The organism is Psychrobacter proteolyticus (assembly GCF_039762275.1).
Classification (GTDB): Bacteria; Pseudomonadota; Gammaproteobacteria; order Pseudomonadales; family Moraxellaceae; genus Psychrobacter; species Psychrobacter proteolyticus_C.
Genome location: NZ_JBDLOB010000001.1, coordinates 557,122 through 579,818, shown reverse-complemented (window position 1 = coordinate 579,818; position 22,697 = coordinate 557,122). Strand labels below are relative to the sequence as shown.

The 22,697-nt window shown below is 41.1% G+C and carries 18 protein-coding genes; 11 read left to right on the top strand and 7 right to left on the bottom strand.

Annotated features, from left to right (window positions below; genetic code table 11):
• Window positions 1–5: 5 nt before the first annotated feature.
• The 4 genes from ABFV72_RS02305 to ABFV72_RS02290 all read left to right on the top strand — a co-directional run bounded on the left by ABFV72_RS02305 (window position 6) and on the right by ABFV72_RS02290 (window position 6,266).
• Window positions 6–842 (top strand): ABC transporter ATP-binding protein, encoded by an 837-nt coding sequence (locus ABFV72_RS02305; protein ID WP_347162254.1) that lies wholly within the window; start codon window positions 6–8, stop codon window positions 840–842.
• Between the two features lie 145 nt (window positions 843–987).
• The gene (locus ABFV72_RS02300; protein WP_347162252.1) at window positions 988–1,764 is read left to right on the top strand and encodes an ABC transporter permease; all 777 of its coding nucleotides are present in this window, start codon (window positions 988–990) and stop codon (window positions 1,762–1,764) included.
• Between the two features lie 461 nt (window positions 1,765–2,225).
• Window positions 2,226–3,923 carry an AMP-binding protein gene (locus ABFV72_RS02295; RefSeq protein ID WP_347162250.1) on the top strand — a complete coding sequence of 566 codons (1,698 nt, stop codon included), beginning with the start codon at window positions 2,226–2,228 and terminating at the stop codon, window positions 3,921–3,923.
• 642 nt (window positions 3,924–4,565) lie between these two features.
• Window positions 4,566–6,266, top strand: a complete 1,701-nt coding sequence (locus ABFV72_RS02290; RefSeq protein ID WP_347162248.1) for an AMP-binding protein — start codon at window positions 4,566–4,568, stop codon at window positions 6,264–6,266.
• Between the two features lie 91 nt (window positions 6,267–6,357).
• Here the strand turns inward: ABFV72_RS02290 and ABFV72_RS02285 are convergent, their stop codons facing one another.
• The 5 genes from ABFV72_RS02285 to sohB all read right to left on the bottom strand — a co-directional run bounded on the left by ABFV72_RS02285 (window position 6,358) and on the right by sohB (window position 12,137).
• The gene (locus ABFV72_RS02285) at window positions 6,358–7,227 is read right to left on the bottom strand and encodes an SDR family oxidoreductase (RefSeq protein WP_347162246.1); all 870 of its coding nucleotides are present in this window, start codon (window positions 7,225–7,227) and stop codon (window positions 6,358–6,360) included.
• Between the two features lie 122 nt (window positions 7,228–7,349).
• Window positions 7,350–8,114, bottom strand: a complete 765-nt coding sequence (locus ABFV72_RS02280) for a histidine phosphatase family protein (RefSeq protein WP_347162244.1) — start codon at window positions 8,112–8,114, stop codon at window positions 7,350–7,352.
• Window positions 8,115–8,162: 48 nt separating this feature from the next.
• Window positions 8,163–9,407 (bottom strand): phosphotransferase family protein, encoded by a 1,245-nt coding sequence (locus ABFV72_RS02275; RefSeq protein ID WP_347162242.1) that lies wholly within the window; start codon window positions 9,405–9,407, stop codon window positions 8,163–8,165.
• Between the two features lie 241 nt (window positions 9,408–9,648).
• The gene (locus tag ABFV72_RS02270) at window positions 9,649–10,899 is read right to left on the bottom strand and encodes an acyl-CoA dehydrogenase family protein (RefSeq protein WP_227526716.1); all 1,251 of its coding nucleotides are present in this window, start codon (window positions 10,897–10,899) and stop codon (window positions 9,649–9,651) included.
• 257 nt (window positions 10,900–11,156) lie between these two features.
• Entirely contained in the window at window positions 11,157–12,137 is a 981-nt protein-coding gene (gene sohB / locus ABFV72_RS02265) for a protease SohB (protein ID WP_347162240.1), read from the bottom strand.
• A gap of 374 nt (window positions 12,138–12,511) precedes the next feature.
• On the opposite strand from sohB, the gene aspS reads away from it, so the two are divergent.
• The 4 genes from aspS (at window position 12,512) to ABFV72_RS02245 (ending at window position 17,341) form a co-directional block, all read left to right on the top strand.
• Window positions 12,512–14,338: an aspartate--tRNA ligase gene (aspS, locus tag ABFV72_RS02260; RefSeq protein ID WP_102092879.1), complete on the top strand. Its 1,827-nt coding sequence runs from the start codon at window positions 12,512–12,514 to the stop codon at window positions 14,336–14,338.
• 67 nt (window positions 14,339–14,405) lie between these two features.
• Entirely contained in the window at window positions 14,406–15,437 is a 1,032-nt protein-coding gene (locus ABFV72_RS02255; protein ID WP_347162238.1) for a lysophospholipid acyltransferase family protein, read from the top strand.
• Between the two features lie 149 nt (window positions 15,438–15,586).
• Window positions 15,587–16,387: a glycosyltransferase gene (locus ABFV72_RS02250; RefSeq protein WP_347162236.1), complete on the top strand. Its 801-nt coding sequence runs from the start codon at window positions 15,587–15,589 to the stop codon at window positions 16,385–16,387.
• A 96-nt stretch (window positions 16,388–16,483) separates the two neighbouring features.
• Window positions 16,484–17,341: a hypothetical protein gene (locus tag ABFV72_RS02245; protein WP_347162234.1), complete on the top strand. Its 858-nt coding sequence runs from the start codon at window positions 16,484–16,486 to the stop codon at window positions 17,339–17,341.
• A 59-nt stretch (window positions 17,342–17,400) separates the two neighbouring features.
• On the opposite strand, the gene ABFV72_RS02240 is transcribed toward ABFV72_RS02245, so the two are convergent.
• Window positions 17,401–18,567, bottom strand: a complete 1,167-nt coding sequence (locus tag ABFV72_RS02240; RefSeq protein ID WP_347162233.1) for a glycosyltransferase — start codon at window positions 18,565–18,567, stop codon at window positions 17,401–17,403.
• 260 nt (window positions 18,568–18,827) lie between these two features.
• Between ABFV72_RS02240 and ABFV72_RS02235 the strand changes: the two genes are divergently transcribed.
• The 3 genes from ABFV72_RS02235 to ABFV72_RS02225 all read left to right on the top strand — a co-directional run bounded on the left by ABFV72_RS02235 (window position 18,828) and on the right by ABFV72_RS02225 (window position 22,105).
• Window positions 18,828–19,829, top strand: a complete 1,002-nt coding sequence (locus ABFV72_RS02235; protein WP_347162231.1) for a capsular polysaccharide biosynthesis protein — start codon at window positions 18,828–18,830, stop codon at window positions 19,827–19,829.
• Window positions 19,830–19,919: 90 nt separating this feature from the next.
• Window positions 19,920–21,086: a nucleotide sugar dehydrogenase gene (locus ABFV72_RS02230; protein WP_347162229.1), complete on the top strand. Its 1,167-nt coding sequence runs from the start codon at window positions 19,920–19,922 to the stop codon at window positions 21,084–21,086.
• The gene (locus ABFV72_RS02225; RefSeq protein ID WP_347162227.1) at window positions 21,086–22,105 is read left to right on the top strand and encodes an NAD-dependent epimerase; all 1,020 of its coding nucleotides are present in this window, start codon (window positions 21,086–21,088) and stop codon (window positions 22,103–22,105) included. The genes ABFV72_RS02230 and ABFV72_RS02225 overlap by 1 nt, the downstream gene beginning before the upstream one ends.
• A 32-nt stretch (window positions 22,106–22,137) precedes the next feature.
• Here ABFV72_RS02225 and ABFV72_RS02220 read toward each other — a convergent pair whose 3' ends face one another.
• Window positions 22,138–22,617 (bottom strand): glycosyltransferase, encoded by a 480-nt coding sequence (locus ABFV72_RS02220; protein WP_347162225.1) that lies wholly within the window; start codon window positions 22,615–22,617, stop codon window positions 22,138–22,140.
• Between the last annotated feature and the right edge of the window lie 80 nt (window positions 22,618–22,697).

Sequence of the window (22,697 nt, the reverse complement as noted above, 5' to 3'; positions counted from 1 at the left end):
CTGCTATGAGCATAGATACGGGTAGAGTGTTGCTTGAATTTGATAATCTATGTGCACATAGCCAACGGACGATAAATGATCAAAGCATTAAAAATAGCAAAGAAGCACTGAAAAAACCTTCTATGCCGTCTAGCATTTATCAAAAATGGACAAGCAATCTAACCGGTAACGCTTCACTGGATAAAGAGCCATCAACTCATGATCGAACGCTAATAAGCGGTGCGAGCGGTACGCTATTGTCAGGGCAAGTCACTGTTTTGACTGGAGCGTCTGGCAGCGGTAAATCCGTACTGCTGCGAGTATTGGCAGGATTATTACCAATGAGCAGCGGTACTGTTCGTTTGAGCGATGGCACGTCAAGTAATGTTTATCACGATATTCATAAGACTGCACCTGTACTGTGGCGCAAGCAAGTTGCCCTACTCGCTCAGCATCCACAGCTGTTAGACGGCAGTGTCCTTGAAAACTTACAAATGCCTTATCAATTGCACGCTCACCAATCGCAGATTTTTGATAGAGACTGGAATGTTGCTCAGCTTGAACACTTAGATAGAAGTGCAGATTTTTTGCAACAAGACGCCAAGCACTTGTCTGGTGGCGAGCGCCAACTGGTCAATACGTTACGTCTATTACAGCTTAGTCCACAAGTGCTATTGCTAGATGAACCAACTGCTGCTTTGGACATTGACACTTCAACACAGCTCGTCAACTTACTTATCAACTGGTTGCACGCAGATGCACAGCGCACACTCCTATGGGTAACTCATGACACAAAAGATATCATGCCTTTAGCAAATAGACACTGGTATATGCAAGCAGGTGTGCTCACTGCGGACTCTTGAAGAACTTTTATCAGAAACATCTAATCAAATGAGTAAGTCATCGCTTAGTTGCTAAGAAATTTGGCTCGTTAATAACCTCAACCCTCACCGTGTATTATTACTATAATTACTTCCTAAATAAGCTCATACGAGTGGTACGAATGATATGCAAATATTTCTCACTTATAGTGATATCGCTCTTGCTAGCAGCCTAATTATCATTGTATTACTCATCTCTTGGCGATTACGTTTAAAGCTAAGCAAGACCCTTTTAATAGCGGCACTTCGTACGATTATACAGCTTAGCTTTATTGGGCTGATACTGGCGTGGATTTTTGCACGTGAACAATGGTATGAAGTACTACTTATCTTAACGGTCATGACTCTAATTGCAGGAAGTGCCGCCAAAAATCGCGTTAAACGCAGCTATAAAGGGTTGTTAACAGATACGTTATTGGCAGTTGGTATCTCAGCAATACTAGTAACGACGATTGCGATTATCGCGATTTTGAATGTTGAGCCTTGGTATACACCGCAATTCATTATTCCTATATTGGGTCTGATATTAGGAAACTCCCTGACTGCCATTTCGTTGACGAGCAATCAATTGATTGAATCCTTTCATGAGCAATCAGGGCGCATAGAAATGATGCTCAGTCTATCTGCTAGGCCATTCGAAGCCGTCCATGAACAGATAAAGGCAGCTATCACTAATGGCATGACTCCGACTCTAAACTCTATGCTAGTCGTCGGCATTGTTAGTTTACCAGGCATGATGACGGGTCAAATCCTAGCGGGCGCCGATCCTACTCAAGCAGTACGCTATCAAATAATTACTATGTTCCTGATATGTGTCAGCAGCACGCTTGGCTGCACCATCAGTGCATTACTTATTTATCGACGTTTCTTTAATAAAAAAGATCAATTCATTTTACCGCAATAGTCTTAGCATCTACATTCCTGCGTTTTTTGTTAGCTCATCAATGTTAATTATCTAATCCTTCTTTTGTCAGCTAACAAAGTTAATATATTCTTATAAGTTAATATATGTACTGATCAGTATCGCTTACTGTTATTGTTTTAGATTAAATTCATGCTAATGTATTGCTCAAATGTATCGTTTTTTTGATACTTTATTTGTAAGCAGCAGATAAATAGTTTTAGAACGAGCATTATTTTTATTACTGAACTTTTTATTTATTTGTTTTATTTGATGCTTTATATAAATATTTATTAAATAAAATGCTGTGACAGCAGCAAAAAAACTAGCTATTGATCAATAGACAGGGATGCTATTGAATACGGTAGATACCACCTAAATAAGTGGTGGTTTGTACCATTGATAGATTGACAACTACCTTTTTAAAATACTTTAGCCTATATCAAATCGCAAGGATGCTAACTATGATATCGAACAAACCTTGGCTTTCTCAATATCCAGCCGGTGTGCCAAAAACCATTAACCCCGATAGATATAGCAGCATCATGGAGCTATACGAAGAATGCTTCGATCGCTTCCGTGGACATCCGATGAGCATTTGTATGGGAGTGACTCATACCTATGGTGATATCGATAATGCTTCGATGGCAGTTGCTGCTTGGCTACAGAACCAAGGCTTGCCAAAAGGCAGTGTCGTCGCTCTCATGATGCCAAATATTCCACAGTATCTGCCAACCATGATTGGGATACTGCGTGCAGGCTATGTATGCACCCCTGTCAACCCACTATATACTGGCCGAGAATTACGCCATCAGCTTAACGACTCAGGTGCTCAAGCAATTTTTGTGGTCGATAACTTTGCCCAAGCACTTGAGCAAGTTATTGAAGAAACGGCTATCAAACGTGTCATCCTATCGAAAATGGGCGATATGATGGGTTTGAAAGGTATTTTGGTCAATACGATTATTCGTCAGGTCAAGCGCTTAGTACCCAAGTACAATCTTAATGATCCTAAGTACCATGTCACTAAGTTTCCTGAAGTATTGAAAAAAGGTAAAAACCTACCTTTTCAGCAACCAAAAATGTCTTTGGATCAAAAAGCATTTTTACAATATACAGGCGGTACCACAGGACTTTCGAAAGGCGCTATTTTGTCACAGCGTAATATCGTAGCAGCAGCGATGCAATCAGAAGCATGGACTCGCCCTATCACATCAGAAATTAACGAAGTGTATATCAATATGGTAATGGCTCTGCCGCTGTATCATATTTTTGCATTCATGCTTAGCCTACTTGGTATGCGTTCAGGCTATACTTTTATACTAGTACCTAATCCACGTGATATTCCTGGATTTGTTAAAACTTTATCAAAACAACCGTTCCATATTTTCCCTGCGGTTAATACCCTCTTTAAAGGATTGCTCGATAATCCTAATTTTAAAGATTTGGACTTTAGCTCTTTACGTATCTCACAAGCTGGTGGTATGGCGGCTACTGAGCAAACTGCGAATCGCTGGTTAGAAGTGACGGGCTGCGCGATGATCGAGGGTTGGGGTATGACAGAAGGCGTTGCAGTTGGTACCGCCAACGTTATTACCAATCGTGAGTTTAACGGTACTATCGGTGTACCAGCACCTGGTGTCGATGTCATTATTATCGATGAAGACGGCAAGCATGTAGGTTTAAACGAAGGGGGCGAACTATGTATTAAAGGCCCTAACGTAACCTCTGGATATCTGAATAGAGACAGTAGTGCTGACTTTACTAGCGATGGATACTTCCGCACTGGTGATATTGTCAGCATGGATGACAAAGGTTATATTAAACTGCTAGATCGTAAGAAAGACATGATCTTGGTTTCAGGATTTAACGTATTCCCGAACGAAATCGAATCTGTGATGCTTGACTGTGATGGTATTCTTGACTGTGCGGTAATTGGTATTCCTGATAGTCATCAAGGTGAAGCGGTCAAAATATACGTAGTACCTGAAGACAATAATGTTACCAAAGAAGTGATTACAGATTTTGCGTTAGACAATCTAACGGGTTATAAGTGTCCACGTCACATTGAGTTTGTGAGCGACTTACCAAAGAGTAATGTCGGTAAAGTACTTCGTCAAAAATTGCGTGAAAAACACAATGCAGACCATCCACAAAGATAAACGAACATCAAAGTTTTAATTTTTTAAAAATTTGATTTTATTTTCACTAAAGAGCATTTTACATTTAATGTAAGATGCTCTTTTTGTATATTCATTTTATGTCATTCAATTATAAAATTTCTCTATTACCATTACTACAAATCTACCTTTATATTGAGTTATATGACATTTTTTGAATAAATTTCATGTTAATTACTTGATAAGAAAGTAAATTACTTGTCTAGGCATTTTATAATTATTCAACATATATTTTTTCATTTATCAAATTTAACTGTAAACTATCAAGTTCTTGTATAAGCATAACAGGCACGGTTGTAGTTATGTTAATGTATTGCCAAAATGTGTCACTATACTTTCTGTTATTTTAATCTTATATAATTATGACTCATATCGATTGATTAGCAGTATTACTAGTAGCTATTTTCATTATCAAAACATTAATTAGTTTTTTAACCTGATGAGATATCTATGCTCTGTGGTTGAATCAAACTTTATAAGGGCCTCGTATTTTAGCAGTATGTGAATATATAGGATAACACTCGACAATTTCTTGCTAACGGAACAGCAATATAAATTGTTGACATGGATGTGACTACTTTTTTATAGAGCCTTAATTTATTTTAATATTTAAGGACGCTAATCATGACTGTAGATAAACCTTGGCTTTCTCAATACCCGGAAAACGTACCTAAGACGATTAATCCGGATCAGTATGAAAGCCTCATAGAGTTATATGAAGAGTGTTTTAACCGCTTTCGTATGCATCCGATGACTATCTGTATGGGTGTGACGCATACTTATGGTGATGTTGATAACGCTTCACTGGCAGTAGCAGCATGGTTACAGGCTCAAGGTTTACCTAAAGGCAGCGTAGTGGCTCTTATGATGCCAAACGTTCCCCAATATCTACCAACTATGATTGGTATTCTACGTGCAGGTTATGTTTGCACTCCAGTAAACCCACTATATACGGGTCGCGAGTTGCGTCACCAATTGAATGACTCAGGTGCTCAGGTTATCTTTGTCGTTGACAACTTTGCTCAAGCCTTAGAGCAAGTCATTGAAGAGACCAATATCAAACGTATCGTGCTGTCAAAAATGGGCGATATGATGGGTCTAAAAGGTATTTTGGTCAATACGGTCATCCGTCAGGTCAAACGCTTGGTTCCAAAGTACAACCTAAACGATCCTAAGTATGACGTTACTAAGTTCCCTGAAGTTCTAAAGAAAGGTAAGAATCTACCGATTCAAGCACCAAAAACCACCCTACAACAGAAAGCTATTTTGCAGTATACAGGTGGTACGACTGGACTATCTAAAGGTGCTGTCCTAACACAACGTAATGTCGTCGCTGCTGCTATGCAATCAGAGGCATGGTATCGTCCTGTGACCTCAGGTATCAATGAAGTATATATCAATATGGTTATGGCCTTACCGCTATATCATATTTTTGCCTTCATGCTGAGTCTACTTGGTATGCGTTCAGGTTATACCTTTATCCTAGTACCTAATCCACGCGATATGCCAGGGTTTATTAAAACTTTATCAAAACAACCGTTCCATATCTTCCCTGCTGTAAACACTCTATTCAAAGGGTTACTTGACCAGCCAAACTTTAAAAACTTAGATTTTAGTTCATTACGTATCACTCAGGCTGGTGGTATGGCAGCAACTGAGCAAACTGCAGCACGTTGGTTGGAAGTAACTGGCTGCCCTATGGTAGAAGGTTGGGGTATGACGGAAGGTGTTGCGGCAGGTACTGCTAACGTGATTACTGATCGTAAATTCAACGGTACTATTGGTATACCTGTTCCTAGTGTCGATATCATTGTAGTAGATGACAGTGGCAAACGTGTGGGCCTAAATCAAGCAGGCGAAATGTGTATTAAAGGCCCTAATATTACGTCTGGTTACTTTAATAAAGACAATACCAATGATTTCACAAGTGACGGTTACTTCCGTACGGGTGATATTATCAGTATGGACGAAAAAGGCTATATCACCCTACTAGATCGTAAGAAAGACATGATCTTGGTTTCTGGATTCAATGTATTCCCGAATGAGATCGAATCCGTTATGCTCGACTGTGATGGTATCGTCGATTGCGCAGTAATTGGTATTCCTGATGACCATCAAGGTGAAGCGGTTAAAATTTATATCGTACCCGCCGATAACAACGTCACTAAAGAAGTCATCAAAGAATTTGCGCTGGACAATTTGACTGGTTATAAATGTCCCCGTCATATTGAGTTTGTCAGTGAGTTACCAAAGAGTAACGTTGGTAAAGTACTACGTCAAAAACTGCGTGAACAGCATATGTCAAATAATCCTCAAACGTTGTAATACTTGTCCTGCTATTTAGAGTAAATAAAAGAAGAAGCCCACTACAATAATAGTGGGCTTCTTCTTTTCTACCTTAGGAAAACCAATTTGCTTAGCTTAGTTTATTCATTACCTGTAATGGCAAGTGCTTCATGGCATGACTGACCATGGACCAAGGTAGGCTCGGCACACAGGCTTCATCCACACCCGCTTCGATAGCCGCGACAATGGCTTTAGTACCAGTATCTGTATCGACTTCAAATGGTAATGGCTTAGAGCCTTCGTTGATTTCAGTGCGAATATAGCCTGGGTAAATCGTAGAAACTTTGATAGGAAGATTGGTCAAGAGCATATCGGCGCGAATGCCTTCTGCTAAATGAGCCAAGCCAGCTTTACTTGCACCATAGGTTGTCAGATGCCTAGGTAATCCACGCATGGCTGACATGCTCGATATCACGACCAAATGCCCACTATTCTGAGCACGGAAGATATTCATGGCGGCTTCACACTGTGCCAGCGCTGCTACAAAATTGACATCAGCAGTGCGACGGTTAGTTTCAAAATGCCCTTTACCAATGCGGCGACTATCACCAATACCTGCATTGACCACTACTCGCTCAATGCTACCGAAGTCATCTGCAAAAGCATCAAATATTTGAAAGACCGTATCGTAATCACTCACATCTAGTGCTTGGTATTCGACTCGGATATCAGGATACTTGTCCATCATTTCCGATTTTAGATGCTCTAAACGATCAGTGCGACGCGCACATATGGCCAAGTTGTAGCCAAGGCTAGCAAACAGTCTGGCCATGCCCTCGCCCAGACCTGAACTGGCACCTGTGATAAGCACCGTTTTACCTGTGCCTACTTGCTGCTGACTCAGGTCTTTTAGATAGCTTGCAGGTCGAACCGCGCCTACTATCTGGTTTTTGCTATGGCGCGCACTTTTAGCAACCAATTTTATTAATTTATTTTGCATGTACCGTCCTTTGTATATCGATATTGCACAGAATCAAATCGGTAACTTTTTAGTATAAACGTCGATAAGGCTCATACTTTAAGCAGATATGACACTATATTATTCGCAAATCATGTGTAAATTTATCGCCATGTCACGAATGGTTTACCATCAGAGAATAAATGACTATATTCATTCAAAGACAGCAAGCGAGAGCTTTGATTCTTTAAAGTAATAGAGGTCACCCCCGTATTGACCAAGCTTTTATTCAGCTGATAAGCGGTCTGACTGCCTTGTCGCAATAACTGGGCAGTGATTGCAGCGATGACACCACCTGAAGTGAATACGAGCACGGTGCTGTCCTGATCTAAGCTCATGTTTGCTACTTTTGCACGTACCTGTTCAAGGGCTTGTTGTGCACGATTATTAAACTGTGGCCAACTTTCAAGATAATCTTGATCATTGTCACCAGCATGCCAGCGCTGCATCGCTTGATCAAATAGCTCAGCCAATCGCGTGGCTGGCGATTCTGCTTTGGCGATTTCAGCTGAGATGTCAGATCTATTTCCCGATGCCTCTGCTGACTTAACGAACACGTCTTTATGATTAAACTCATCAAACTGCGGCAGAATATAACTATCTGGCTGATCAAAGTTGATTGCGGGCGCAGTAGCTGTGCCATTGCTATTATTGGCATGTACAGACGATTGGTAACGCTCCCAAAAATGACGTGCTGAGTCTTGCTGTCGAACCAACCTACCAGTAAATATGGCATCAATGCGGCGCTGTGTGGCTGCATAGTGCTGACCTAGCATTTGGGCTTGGATAGTGCCTAGTTCTGAGAGTTGATCATAGTTTTCTTGTCCAAAAGACGCTTGGCCATGACGTGCTAAAAGTATGGTTGTCATAGATTCTTACCTTTTATCATATTGGCTAAAGTACGGTTTGCTGAATGCTTACGCTTCAGGAGAGTCAGGTGCTTTTGCAAAATAACCTTTTGGTAAAATACTTTTGACCACTTTTTGAACAGGGCTTGGTAACTGCTCGATAGCAGCAGCATCTATGCCTATGTCTTCTAAATGTGGCTGAACGTGCGCATTGAATAAAGCTTCGCCTTCATATTGCGCAATTAGTTTCAAACATTTAGCATGCATGACATGTATAACGAGCCAAGCGCTTTTGAACGCTGGATTGGTAGTTTGCTTATGATAATAACGATAGTAGATTTGCTGAATAATGCCTGAGAGGCGGAACAATCCAAACACTTCATAAAAGGTCCAATTATCTATCTCTAAACCTGACTGTTTTAGATAATATTCAACCACTTCATCGCGCGTCATCATGCCTTCTACATGTGTTGGCTGACGACGGAACTGTTGCATGATAATATTATCATCTTCTTCAATCCAGTAAGCCAATGCACTACCCAAGTCCATCAATGGATCGCCAAGGGTTGCCATCTCCCAGTCGAGCACGCCAATAACTTTGGTCGGCTCATCCGCATCAAGTATGACATTGTCAAAGCGCCAATCATTATGAATGATACAAGTTTTGCTATCAGCAGGCGTGTGCTTAGCAAGCCATTGTCTGACCAGTGCAAAGCTTGGTACGTTTGGCGTCTTTGCTTTGACATAACGTTTATCCCAACCACTGATCTGGCGTTCACAGTAGCCTTCGCCGCGGCCCAAATTGACCAAATCAGGATGCTCGGTATAGTCTATCTGGTGTAGCTCTACCAAAGCGTCTAATACATTGGTGCAAAGCAGACGCGTTTGCTCAGGATTTAGATCAATACCTTCTGGCAATTCTGCACGAGGGATAATACCCTCCATACGCTCCATCACATAAAAGTCAGCGCCGATAACAGCTTCATCCGTACATAGCGCAATCATCTCAGGTACATAAGGATAAGCATCTTTTAATGCTTTTTGAACGGTGTACTCACGCACCATGTCATGGGCAGATTTTGCCTTGGTACCTTTTGGTGGACGACGTAATATGAGATCTTGGTTTTTATCTTCACCTTCATATTGTAGTCGATACGTCCAGTTTGATGCGCCGCCTGAGAACTGAGTGACCGTAGGCTCGCCTACCACGTCGACACCTTGATCGCGAAGCCATGCGCTTACTGCTTTGGCATCAAGCTCTTCACCTTCGCGTACGGCACCGCCTTTGTCTAGTACTTTATTATCAGTTGCCATGAGACATTCCTTATCATGTGGTCATTTATTTTTATAACAGATATGCGAGCTAGTTCTCAATTCAATTTATCTCATGCTTATTACCATTTTTGAGATGAGGACTCGCTCTAGTGATGAAAAATTCACTACTAAGTCGTTAATAGTGAATTCTTAATTAGCATGTTGATTGGCTTATTCTTGATAGTTGCGTGAGCAAATCGAAACTAACTCACACAACCGTTTGTTAAGATCAAACTTAAGACTAAGCTTTGTCAGATTTAGCAGAACGACTAAAGCCCTGACGTTTTAACTCTAGCTTAGCAATCATAGTTTTATGTACTTCATCTGGACCGTCTGCTAAACGTAGTACACGTGCTTGCGCGTAGAAATTCGGTAGCAAGGTATCTTGGCAGACGCCCATACCACCATGAATCTGAATCGCCATATCGACCACTTCTTGTAGCACAGTTGGCGCCACTACTTTGATAGCAGAGATTTCCGTCAATGCGGCTTTGGTGCCTTGAGCATCCATTTTTTGAGCGGCGTACAATGTTAGCAAGCGTGCTTGGTCAATTTTGATACGAGCCTCGCTGATACGCTCAAAGTTACCACCCAATTGTAGTAACGGCTTACCAAAGGCAGTACGCGACATACCACGCTTGACTGCTAATTCAAGAGATTTTTCGGCAGCACCGATACAGCGCATGCAATGATGAATACGACCTGGCCCTAGACGACCCTGCGCAATCTCAAATCCCTTACCAGGTCCACCAATAAAGTGGCTGACTGGCACACGCACATTTTCAAAGCTAATTTCACCATGGCCGTGCGGTGCATCATAATCACCAAACACTTTAAGCATACGTTTAATATTTACACCTGGTGTGTTGACTGGCACAAGTACCATCGAATGCTGATGATGACGGTCTGCACTTTCATCCGCGGTATATGCCATCACAATTAAAACATCAACCGCTGGATCGCCAAGACCAGATGACCACCATTTGCTACCATTGATGACAATCTCATCACCATCTACTACGGCGGTTGCTTGCATATTGGTTGCATCACTTGAAGCCACGTCAGGCTCAGTCATACAGAATACAGAGCGTGTCTTACCTTCTAGGATTGGGGTAAGCCACTTGTCTTGCTGCTCTTGAGTACCGTAACGCCATAATAGCTCCATATTACCGCTATCAGGTGCATTGCAGTTAAATACATGAGGTGCTAGCAAACTACGACCAGTCAACTCTGCAATAGGCGCATAATCAGTGACTGACAGTCCTGCACCTAGTGTGTCATCTGGCAGGAATAAATTCCACAAGCCCTCTTCACGTGCTTGTTTGCGCAGGTTTTCGTAGGCTTCTGGCCACTCCCAGTTTTCCCAATTACCATCAGGGTTTTTCTTATGACAATCTTCCCAGAATTGGGCTTCGATGGGTTCAATATTCGTTTCGATGAACGCTTTGACTTTGGCATGCATGGCTTGACCATGTTCTGTTGCGGTAAACATTAAATTGTCGTTAGACATAAATGACTTCCTTTTCTTTATTGATTGTCTAAATCAAATGTTGATAAAAAGCTCTACTAGAGCTTTAGTGCACGCACGTATACTGTTTTCCGTGTGCTACATTTATAACACAGCAATTGTCAATAAACAGCAAAAAGGCGCGACCAGCTAGGCCACGCCTTTTACAAAATATAAACAATGTATCTAAAAATTCTGAGCACTAAAATACCATTATTCAACTATCACAATGATAACTAACATTATTTCAGAATATTTAGGCGACTATTCAAATCAAAACGTGCAAGTGCATCAGGTAATTTATCTACAGCCATGCTCAGTGTCGCTTCTGCTGCCTGAGCCAATCCTAACTTTTCTGCTAATGTCGGCTTCTGACGTGAATATAGTGCGTATACTTCGTTGTCTTCCATACGTTCCAAAATATAGCTGTCTGAAGTCTGTAGACTATCAATTAAGTTAAGCTTTAACGCATCTTCGCCATACCAATGCTCACCCGTAGCTACTTTGGCAACATCAAGTTCTGGACGATACGTATTAACGAAATGCTTGAATAGCTCATGCGTCTGCTCTAGCTCTTCTTGGTATTTGGCACGGTCTTCGGCATCATTTTCACCAAATACAGTTACCGTACGTTTGTAGTCACCAGCGGTAAACATTTCATAATCGACGTCATGGTTTTTTAGCCATTTATGGAAGTTTGGCAATTGCGACACCACACCGATTGAACCAATGATAGCGAATGGTGCTGCTATTACCTTGTCTGCAACACAAGCCATCATATAACCGCCGCTTGCCGCCACCTTATCAACACAGACAGTCAATTTTAAACCAGCATCTTTTATGCGAACCAATTGCGCTGCGGCCAAACCATAACCGTGTACCAAACCGCCGCCTGATTCAAGACGTACGATAACTTCGTCACCTTTATTTGCGGTACTAATTAGAGTACTGATTTCTTCACGCAAATGTTTGACCGCAGTTGCTTTGATATCACCGTCAAAATCGAGCACAAAAACTTGTAACACAGTGTCAATATTTTTTTTCTTATTTTTGGTTTTTGCTTTCAATGCTTGCTTGGCTTTTTTGGCCATGACTTTTTTGAACTGTTTGAGAGCAGCTTTGCCTTGGGTGGCTTCCATCAAATCTTCGCGGCGCTGCTTTTGAGCATCATTCAAGTGGCGTATTTTAAGCTCAACAGGGTTTTTAGGGGGATGAAATAGCATGGTTACAAATCCTCAAGTCAGTAAATATATTGATATGGCTGTTTTTATTAGCGTGCGGTTGATATGTGCACACTAAGCGGCGTTTTCAAGCATGATGACAATATTTAACCCAATATAAATAACGCAGAATAAATACCTCAAATACTTACAGACTCCCGTTCTTTGATTGAACTCAGCCGGTTGTATAACAAAGGCAGATTAGGCATAATATGCGTTTATATCAAATTTTCTGCAGCCAACGTGATGACCATATGTCTTAATCGCGTTGTTTGTGTGTTTTTTTTGCAAATAGCTTGAAACGCACAACAATGGCTGCATTATTGTACTTCGAATTGGGCTGATAACTGGATAACCATATTATGACGCAAAGCACTATGACGCATAGCGAATACCGAGACGAGTATTGCGGAGCCGTAACCGAGAGCTTGCTTGAGCAAACCATTAGTATCGTAGGCTGGGTACATCGTCGTCGCGATCACGGTGGCGTGATTTTCTTAGACATGCGTGACCGCGCTGGTATCTTACAGGTCGTGGTCGACCCTGATACCCCAGAAGCTTTCGCAACCGCTGATGCGGTACGTCCTGAATACGTGCTAAAGATAACTGGCCGCGTACGTCGCCGTTATGAAGGTACTGAAAATAATAATATGACCAGTGGCCAAATTGAGCTATTGGGCAAAGAAATTGAAGTACTGGCTAAGTCTGAAACGCCGCCATTCCCATTGAATGACGAAAAAACGACTGTATCTGAAGACTTGCGTCTAAAGTATCGTTATCTTGATATGCGTCGTCCGCAAATGCAAGAGCGTATGGTATTTCGTGCCAAGGCAACTTCAGCGATTCGTCGTTATTTAGATGATCATGGCTTCTTGGATGTTGAGACGCCTATCTTGACTCGTGCAACGCCTGAAGGTGCGCGTGATTATCTTGTACCATCACGTACTCGTCCAGGTAACTTCTTTGCCTTGCCGCAGTCACCACAGCTATTTAAGCAATTATTGATGGTGTCAGGTTTTGACCGTTATTATCAAATTGCTAAATGCTTCCGTGATGAAGATTTACGTGCCGATCGTCAGCCTGAATTTACTCAGGTGGATATTGAGACTTCTTTCTTGAACGAAGAAGAAATCATGAACATCAACGAAGGCCTTATCAAGCATTTGTTTAAGACAATGATGGACGTTGAGTTTGAGCAGTTCCCACGCATGACTTATGCAGAAGCAATGCGTGACTATGCATCAGACAAGCCTGACTTACGTATTCCACTAAAGCTGGTCGACGTTGCAGATTTGATGAAAGACGTTGACTTTAAGGTATTTGCTGGTCCTGCTAACGATCCTAAAGGTCGTGTCGCTGCCCTACGTATTCCTGGTGGCGCATCATTAAGCCGTAAGCAAATCGATGCTTATACCAAGTTTGTTGGTATTTATGGCGCACGCGGTTTGGCTTATATCAAAGTCAATGACGCTAGCAGCATCAATAACGGTGTGGATAAAGAGTCTGGCCTACAGTCTCCAATCATCAAAAATATGACTGATGACGTGCTTGTGAGCCTAATCGAGCGTACTGCTGCAGAAGATGGCGACATTATCTTCTTTGGTGCGGACAAAGCAAGTGTCGTGAATGATGCGATTGGTGCATTACGTCAAAAAATCGGTCTAGATCTTGAAATGACGACTTGTGAATGGGCACCTCTTTGGGTGACCGACTTCCCGATGTTTGAAGAGACTGACGATGGTCGTTGGACGTCGATGCATCATCCGTTCACTAAGCCTAAAGGCTCAGTTGAAGAGTTGAAAAACAACCCAGAATCTGCCCTTTCTATCGCTTATGACATGGTATTGAACGGTACTGAGATTGGTGGTGGTAGCTTACGTATCAACACTTATGATATGCAGCAAGCTGTACTTGAAGCCTTGGGTATCGGTGAGCAAGAAGCTGAAGACAAGTTTGGTTTCTTACTTGATGCTCTAAAATTCGGTGCGCCACCGCATGGCGGCCTAGCATTTGGTTTAGATCGTTTGATTATGTTGATGGTAGGCGCAAGCTCTATCCGTGACGTTATCGCCTTCCCAAAAACCAAAACGGCTGATTGCCCATTGACTCAAGCACCTGCTGGCGTTGATAGCAAACAACTACGTGAGCTTGGTATCCGTGTGCGTGAAAAAGCACAGGCTGATACCAACAAGCCTGCTGAATAAATCGTTTGATGATGCGCGGTTGCTGTCTACAGTGCTTGCTACGTGATTCATTACCATGTGAGTGGTCATGAATCCGTATCATATTTTCAAAGTCGTGCCATTGTCTGTACTGCAGATGCTGGCACGTTTTGTTGCGTGGGTTATCATTAAGATACCCAGTCTAAGTATCATGCGTACCATTCAGATCAATATGGCGCTGATTACTCATACACTGTCTGAGCAGCAAAAGCGTGCATTGACCAAAGACATTATTTATCATCAATGTCTGACCAGTATTGAATCTATAAAAAGCTGGGCGATGCCACCTGAGTGGAGTATCGCCCAGATTCGTGATGTCCATAATAAAGACATTCTTTTAGAAGGTCTTGCCAATCCAAATGGCATGCTTGCTATCGTACCGCATCTCGGCACTTGGGAGATGATGAATGCTTGGCTCAACCAGTTTGGTGCGCCAACCATTATGTATAAGCCAGTTGACGGCAAATTCGCTAACGAGTTTATTCTTCAGGGTCGAGCGCGACTTAACGCGACTTTGGTACCTACTGATGGTAGCGGCGTTAAAGCCGTGTTTAAAACGCTCAAGCAAGGTGGTTTTAGTATTGTACTGCCAGACCACGTTCCAGAGCCATCAGGCGGTGTTGTTGTTCCGTTCTTTGGTATCAAAACATTGACCAGTACCCTTGCCTCTAAACTGGCGAGCAAGACCAAATGTGCACTGGTTGGCTTATCTTGTATTCGCCGTACCGATGGACGCGGTTTTGACATTTACTGCTACAAACTCGACGATCCAGCCTTGTATGACCGTAATGCTGAAGTGGCGACTCATGCTCTCAATCAGGCTATGGAGCGTATGATTACAGACAATTACAGTCATTATATGTGGGGCTATCGACGTTTTAAGCGTATTCCAAACTTAGGCAATCCTTACCGAAAAGATAAAGAGACTTTAGCAGCTTTTATTCAATCTCACCATTCTAACGTTTCTAGTCGTTCTGCTAGCGATATCAACGATAGCGTTCGAAATAACAATGTTAAAATCGACAATGTTAAAAACGATAGTACTGTTAAAAGCGATAACACTAAGTTCGGCAATCATTAGTCATCACCAATCTAGTGTTGCCTATTTATACATACCATCAGTTTAGACGTACCATCAGTCACAGCTATGCTAATATTGGCTGAACTCTATATCCTTTTACTTTTATTAGTCCTTCATTTATCTGACTATTATCTCAATACGAGTGCATTATGACATCTGACGTAACTAAGACTTCATCTACAGATCCTAATCAGACCAGCACAAATGCTGCTGAACAGCGTTATATCATCTGTATGAAATGGGGCGACAAATATGGTCCTGAATACGTCAATCGTCTCTACAACATGGTTAGTCGACATCTAACCTTAGATTTCCAAATGGTTTGCTTGACCGATGACAGCACAGGTATTGACCCTGCGATTGCCTGTTACCCGATACCCGATATGGATTTGCCAGCAGGTCCTGAACGTGGTTGGAAGAAACTGACTACCTTTAAGCCTGAGCTGTATGACTTAAAAGGTGTGGCCCTATTTTTAGATATCGATATCGTCATTGTCGATAATATCGATGCGTTTTTCACTTACCAAGCAGAACATGAAGACAGCGTCGTCATCATCCGCGACTGGAAAAAACCTTGGCGCATGATTGGCAATAGCTCTGTCTATCGCTTTAATATTGGTATGAATACCTATCCTGATTTGCTGTCTAATTTTGAGCGAAACTTTGAAACCATTCGCACCCAAGTACGTCACGAGCAGGCCTATCTCTCTAACTATTTGCGTGAGCATCATCACCTAGAGTATTGGGACAAAACATGGTGTGTCAGCTTTAAGTATCAATGTATTGCGCCGATTCCTTTTAACTTTGTACGCACACCTACTCTGCCGGATGATGCAAAAATCGTTATCTTCCATGGTGAGATTAACCCGCCAGATGCAATTGCTGGTAGTGGCGGTAAATGGTATCGACATGTGAAGCCAAGCCCATGGTTAAAAGACCATTGGCAATAGATGCTTAGCAATTAACCATATTTAGACAATTTATAATTAGCGTAAAGGCCGTGTATTAAGATATAAGATAGGTGAAATAAACGACTGGAAAATAGTATGGCGCTATATTTAAGATTACCTGCTACTGCTGGGTTCAATATTGATAATGAGCTCATCATTATCAATGCTTTTAATGCCAATGAACCAGCACAAAGCCTGCATGGAAAAGACGTCAATATTATCGCCTCAGGGCCATCTATACAGCAGCTGCCGTTAGCAGAGCTACTAGATACGCCTACTATTTTTGTCAATGGCAGTATCAGCCTGATTGGGCAGCATCAGTTTACCGATATTGCTGGTTACGTCATCAGTGATGCGCGCTTTATCAATCATCAGCCTGAGATTTTACAGCAGTACTATACGGGTCAACCTTTATATGCAACGCTAGCTGTCTTTGAAGCGATGGCCACCACGCACTCTGACATTATGCAAACCTACCATCATGCCATGCGAGTGTTGTACCCAGTAGATAGGCCATGGGGAGTCAAGTCAAACAAGCTATCTTTTAATAAGCTTATCTTTAAGAAAAAATTACTCAATAAAAAAATGCCGCTATCGTACTTTATCAATAATCCAAACTTCATTATTGATAGCGATCATAAAGCGGCTGACATCGGCGTCTCTCTTAACATTACTCATGGATTTGTGGAGGCAGGAACCGTTGCTTATGTCGCGGCGCAGTTGGCTTTTTCGCGTCAAGCAGCGAGTATTCATCTGTACGGTATTGACCTGCTAAACAGTAAGCAACCACGGTTTTATGAAAATAAAAATAATAGTGCGCCAAGTACGCTCAGCAAAGTCATGAACGAGCGCATTATCCCTTCGTTTAACTTACTCGGCAGAATCTATCAATCGCATGGTGTACCCGTCGTCAATCACTCTCCTATCTCTAAACCGCTATTCGATACTTTCTAATTAATGACTTGCAATTAATAACCTCTACTTGATGGCGTTTAATTAAGAACCACTACACGTTATAAACCCTCATTTTTATCTGAATCTAAAACAGAACCAAACGCTAAGTACTGTCTTGCAATATGTTCAGGAAATAACTGCTGGTTTAGCGGCACTATATAATCTGTAAGGTTATCTATGGCTTGGTCGATAAGCATGGCCAATCCATCAATATCACCTACCGCAATCAAGTTCTGCTCGGGTAATAGCTCTCGTGGACCAAAAGGACAATCCGTACTGATTACTGGTACACCCAGTGCCTGCGCCTCTACGATGACATAACCAAAACCTTCAAATTTAGAAGTAAGCACCATCAGTGCAGCTGATCTAATTAATGAATAGGGGTTGGTCTGAAAGCCTAAAAACTTAATACAATCGCTAATATTTAGTTGGACAGCCAACTGTTTAATCTCTGCTTCAAGCCTACCTTTACCTACTAGTACTAACGGCAGCTTCCGTTCTGTTTTGGCATATGCCTGTAGCAAGTCTCGATGACCTTTCATGCTATCAAAAGAGGCAACATGTATAATGTACTCTTTATCTACTAAGCCGAAATGTTCAAGATGGCTAGACGCTGCTGCTTTGGTATTTATACCAGTAACATCACAAGGATTATAGATTGTTGTGGTTTTGGTGATATCTCCTATAATATCAATCAAATCTTGGCGTGCACCCTTACTTACACAGCTACAAAGATGAACGCCATAAACCATTTTCAAATGATTTATAGTCTGTACTGGCGCCTCTAATAATTGATTTTGGAACTGCTTTGATAGCGCTGTATGCAGTACATTTACGATGTTTGGCAACTGGCTATATGCCATAATCCAGTTTATTTTATAGATATTAGCCAGTATCAAATCTGGCTTCCCTATTTGGTTAAGCACATAAGTATCAATACGTTTAGCAACTGATTCGTAGGCTTGTGCTTGCGTAGATTCTAGGTCGAGATTCTGCTCAGAAAACACCTCATCATATGGCACGATATGATATTGAACACGAGCGTCTAGTAGCATATCTTGCGTCGCTTCCAAGCATAGGATATGAGTACGATAGCCCATATCTGCATAAGTGCTTGCCAAAGTCGTAACCATACGCTCAGCACCGCGACCTTCAAGCGCTTTTAAAATAAATAGAATAATAGGTGGCATTAGTGTCTCAGCTTGATTTTTTAACGGTATAGACATGATAGGTTAGCCAAATGAATGCAACTATGGTCATAATTATTGCAGCGTTCTGACTTTATATGCTAGTCTCACCTACCGCTGGTGCTCGGCATTTACTTAGCAAAGTACGAGCAGGATTTAACGGTATCTCTATAAAAAATTATAATAAGTCTAACTATCTAAATCGATTAAACCTTGTTAATAATCCCATCAGCAAATATCATAGCTGGTCTAATATAGCTACTAAAATAGATGCATATCCGATGAGAGCAGGATCAGTTATGAAGCAGCCTAATGAAAACACATTAGACATCGTCATTGCTTGGGTAGATGGCGCAGACCCTATACTCAAGCAAAAGCGAGAACAGTATAAGCCAACTAAAAAAGTGGCATCTGACGCAATAACTGACACGCGTTTCGCCAGTGACGATGAGATATATTATAATATTGCTTCTATCATCAAATATGTGCCTTTTTGTCGTCATATATATATCGTCACAGATCAGCAAAAGCCAGCGTTCATCGATGAGTTTGCCAAACAAGGTATTTGCTCAGCAGATAAAATACGCATCGTTGATCATAAAGACATATTTTCAGGTTACGAGCAGTTTTTACCTACGTTTAATACCCGATCGATTGAGTCGATGATATGGAATATTGAGGGGCTATCTGATTACTTCATCTATATGAATGATGATTTCTTTTTTAACCAACCAGTAAAAATAGATGACTTTTTGGATGGTAAAAATCTGAACATTAACGGCCACTGGCGTAAAAGTGCGGCATTAAATGCTAAGCTTAATTTCCGAAAATCGCGCTTTAAATTGTTTGGCACACCGATTCAACCAAGGCATACTATCGCCCAAATGCTAAGCGCCAAAATACTCGGTATGGATCAATTCTTTGAAATTCATCACTATCCTCATATCGTCGATAGGAACATACTAAAAGATTATTTGCTAAATCATCCTCAGCTACTGACAGAGCAGCTTAGGTATAAATTTAGAGATGTGGCTCAGGTGAATCCGATAACCCTGATGAATCATCTGAAAATTAAAAAAGATGAAGCAAATATAAAACCCGATACCTCTGTCAACTATCTAAAAAATGAAAGTAGTATCGAGGATTTTATTACTGCTTTAGAAGATAAATCTATCAAGTACGGTTGTATCCAAAGCCTAGATCTTCTGGAACCAGATTTACACAACAAAATCAGCCAAGCTATGAAGCATAAATTTTTAGCGTATCTCCCCGTTTCTGTGACGGCAACACCAGCTAGCTGAGCTGACACGGTAGCATTATTTTGAATCATATTTGGCATGAACCAATTTTGGATTAGAACCCTCAAAGCATAAACATCAATTGGATATATTATGAAAATAGCAGTAGTAGGTACAGGCTACGTAGGCCTATCAAATGCAATGCTATTGGCACAGCACAACGAAGTCGTCGCTGTCGACATTGTTCCTGAAAAAATCGACTTATTGAATACTCAGCAGTCCCCTATTGAAGATGATGATATTGAGGACTTTTTATCAAATAAAAATCTCAACTTTTCTGCGACACTTGATGCAGCGGCAGCCTATGAAGGCGCTGATTTTATTATTGTGGCGACACCAACTGATTATGATGCCAAGACCAATTACTTCAATACATCAACGGTAGAAGCAGTGATTGAGCAAGTACTTTTGGTCAATCAACAAGCAATCATTATTATAAAGTCTACCGTACCAGTGGGATATACGACGAGTATTAGAGAACGTTATGCAACTGACCGTATTATCTTTTCACCCGAGTTTTTGCGAGAAGGTAAAGCGCTGCATGACAACCTTTACCCTTCTCGAATCATCGTAGGTGAACAGTCAGAACGAGCTCAATTATTCGCTAACTTACTCCTTGAAGGCGCGATCAAAAAGGACGTACCGCTACTATTTGTAAAGCCCACTGAAGCTGAGGCAATCAAGTTATTTTCTAATACTTATTTAGCAATGCGCGTGGCCTACTTTAATGAGCTTGATACTTATGCTCAAACATTTGGGCTCGAAACCAAACAGATCATAGAAGGTATTGGGTTAGACCCGCGTATTGGTGATCATTATAACAACCCATCATTTGGCTATGGTGGCTACTGCTTGCCTAAAGATACCAAACAGCTATTAGCCAACTATGACGAGGTGCCAAGTAACCTAATAAAAGCCATTGTCGACTCCAACAGAACTCGTAAAGATTTTATCGCTGATAAAATTATTGAAAGAAAACCAAAAATTGTAGGTATACACCGATTGGTTATGAAAAGTGGATCAGACAACTTTAGAGCTTCTGCGATACAAGGCATCATGAAACGTATTAAGGCTAAAGGTATTGAAGTCGTTGTTTACGAACCAGTATTGGAAGAAGAAGAATTTTTTAATTCACGAGTAATTACGGACTTAGCAGAATTCAAGGCAATAAGTGACATCATCGTTGCCAATCGCTTGTCTGCAGAGATACAAGATGTATCTCATAAGGTCTTTACGCGTGATTTATTTGGGAGCGATTAATGAATATTTTAATTACTGGTGCGGCAGGTTTTATTGGTTTTCATCTAATCAAAGCCCTATTAGAAATAGAGCTACCTGATAGCAATAATTGCATCATTGGTATTGATAACATCAACGACTATTATGACGTGAGCTTAAAAGAAGATCGCTTAAAACTACTAAACGAAATAGCAGAACCAGAATACTTTACTTTCATTAAGCTAGACCTTGCTGATCGCGAAGCTATGTCTGATCTTTTTTCTACCTATCAATTCGATATTGTCATTAATTTAGGTGCCCAAGCAGGTGTCCGCTACTCTATCGAAAATCCGAATGCTTACATTGATTCAAATGTGGTTGGCTTTGTTAATATCTTAGAAGGGTGTCGTCACCACGATATCAAGCACTTGATTTATGCCAGTTCGAGCTCTGTATACGGCATGAATATCAAGCAGCCATTTACAACTTCGGATTGTGTTGACTTTCCTATCAGCTTATATGCAGCTACGAAAAAATCAAACGAGCTGATGGCACATAGCTATAGTCATTTATACAATATCCCTACCACAGGTCTGCGCTTTTTTACGGTATACGGCCCGTATGGTCGACCTGACATGGCATATTTTTCTTTTACTAAGAAAATTTTGGCGGGTGAGCCAATCAATGTCTTCAATAATGGTGATATGCAGCGTGACTTTACCTACATTGATGATATTGTAAAAGGTATTATTCGGATAATGGATAAAGCTCCCTCTCCTCAATACTCTACTATCACTACAGCGGCCGCCCCTTATAAAATATATAACATTGGCAATAACCAACCAGTAACTTTACGCCGTTTTATCACTGCCATCGAAAACGCTTGTGGCAAAAAAGCGCAAGAGAATTTATTGCCGATGCAAGCAGGTGATGTGCCAATTACTTATGCAGATATAGACGAGCTAGTAGATGATATTGATTTCAAACCTGATACCAGTATTGAAGATGGAATCACAAAATTTGTCGAATGGTACAAAGCCTATTATTTAGGCTCGATATAGTATAAATTCTTGCTCATAGGACTCTATTATTTCTATTTGATACTTTGTACAAAATGAAGATATTTCTCAGCGATTTTAGCAGGTAAAAGCGCCTCATCAAAAGGCGCTTGGAATTGTTTTGGATTCTCCATAGCTTGACTCAGTTTGTCAGCAATAGCATCAACATCACCCATTGGCATCAGATTTTTCTGAGGTAATAATTCACTTGGACCTGATGGACAATTGGTACTGATGACGGGCGTATCTAGCACCAAAGCCTCTGCAATAACCAGAGCAAAACCTTCCCAATCTGAAGTCAGTACTTTCAGTTGTGCATATTTGATATATGGGAAAGGATTTTCTTGAAAACCTAGGAAAACCACCTTGTCCTCTAGTCCTAAATCTACAACTAGTTGTTCTATGTCGTTTTTGTATTTCCCCTGGCCTAAAAGCAATAAAAGCATAGACTGATTAGTTTGTGCGTAAGCTCTTACCAATACATCATGCCGTTTTGCCTCTTTAAAGCTACCCACATGAATAATATAGTTTTGGTATTCAGGGACGAAAGCATCTGCTTGTTCTTGAATACTCTCTTTATCAATTGGATTATGGA

What these genes read in the sequence shown, in the direction of transcription:
- ABFV72_RS02305 (WP_347162254.1), top strand. Translation starts at nt 6, where the DNA reads ATGAGCATAGATACGGGTAGAGTGTTGCTTGAATTTGATAATCTATGT.
- ABFV72_RS02270 (WP_227526716.1), bottom strand. Translation starts at nt 10,899, where the DNA reads ATGTTTACCGCAACAGAACATGGTCAAGCCATGCATGCCAAAGTCAAA.
- sohB (WP_347162240.1), bottom strand. Translation starts at nt 12,137, where the DNA reads ATGCTATTTCATCCCCCTAAAAACCCTGTTGAGCTTAAAATACGCCAC.
- ABFV72_RS02300 (WP_347162252.1), top strand. Translation starts at nt 988, where the DNA reads ATGCAAATATTTCTCACTTATAGTGATATCGCTCTTGCTAGCAGCCTA.
- ABFV72_RS02295 (WP_347162250.1), top strand. Translation starts at nt 2,226, where the DNA reads ATGATATCGAACAAACCTTGGCTTTCTCAATATCCAGCCGGTGTGCCA.
- ABFV72_RS02285 (WP_347162246.1), bottom strand. Translation starts at nt 7,227, where the DNA reads ATGCAAAATAAATTAATAAAATTGGTTGCTAAAAGTGCGCGCCATAGC.
- ABFV72_RS02240 (WP_347162233.1), bottom strand. Translation starts at nt 18,567, where the DNA reads ATGTCTATACCGTTAAAAAATCAAGCTGAGACACTAATGCCACCTATT.
- ABFV72_RS02230 (WP_347162229.1), top strand. Translation starts at nt 19,920, where the DNA reads ATGAAAATAGCAGTAGTAGGTACAGGCTACGTAGGCCTATCAAATGCA.
- ABFV72_RS02280 (WP_347162244.1), bottom strand. Translation starts at nt 8,114, where the DNA reads ATGACAACCATACTTTTAGCACGTCATGGCCAAGCGTCTTTTGGACAA.
- ABFV72_RS02245 (WP_347162234.1), top strand. Translation starts at nt 16,484, where the DNA reads ATGGCGCTATATTTAAGATTACCTGCTACTGCTGGGTTCAATATTGAT.
- ABFV72_RS02290 (WP_347162248.1), top strand. Translation starts at nt 4,566, where the DNA reads ATGACTGTAGATAAACCTTGGCTTTCTCAATACCCGGAAAACGTACCT.
- ABFV72_RS02235 (WP_347162231.1), top strand. Translation starts at nt 18,828, where the DNA reads ATGAAGCAGCCTAATGAAAACACATTAGACATCGTCATTGCTTGGGTA.
- ABFV72_RS02275 (WP_347162242.1), bottom strand. Translation starts at nt 9,407, where the DNA reads ATGGCAACTGATAATAAAGTACTAGACAAAGGCGGTGCCGTACGCGAA.
- ABFV72_RS02225 (WP_347162227.1), top strand. Translation starts at nt 21,086, where the DNA reads ATGAATATTTTAATTACTGGTGCGGCAGGTTTTATTGGTTTTCATCTA.
- aspS (WP_102092879.1), top strand. Translation starts at nt 12,512, where the DNA reads ATGACGCATAGCGAATACCGAGACGAGTATTGCGGAGCCGTAACCGAG.
- ABFV72_RS02255 (WP_347162238.1), top strand. Translation starts at nt 14,406, where the DNA reads ATGAATCCGTATCATATTTTCAAAGTCGTGCCATTGTCTGTACTGCAG.
- ABFV72_RS02250 (WP_347162236.1), top strand. Translation starts at nt 15,587, where the DNA reads ATGACATCTGACGTAACTAAGACTTCATCTACAGATCCTAATCAGACC.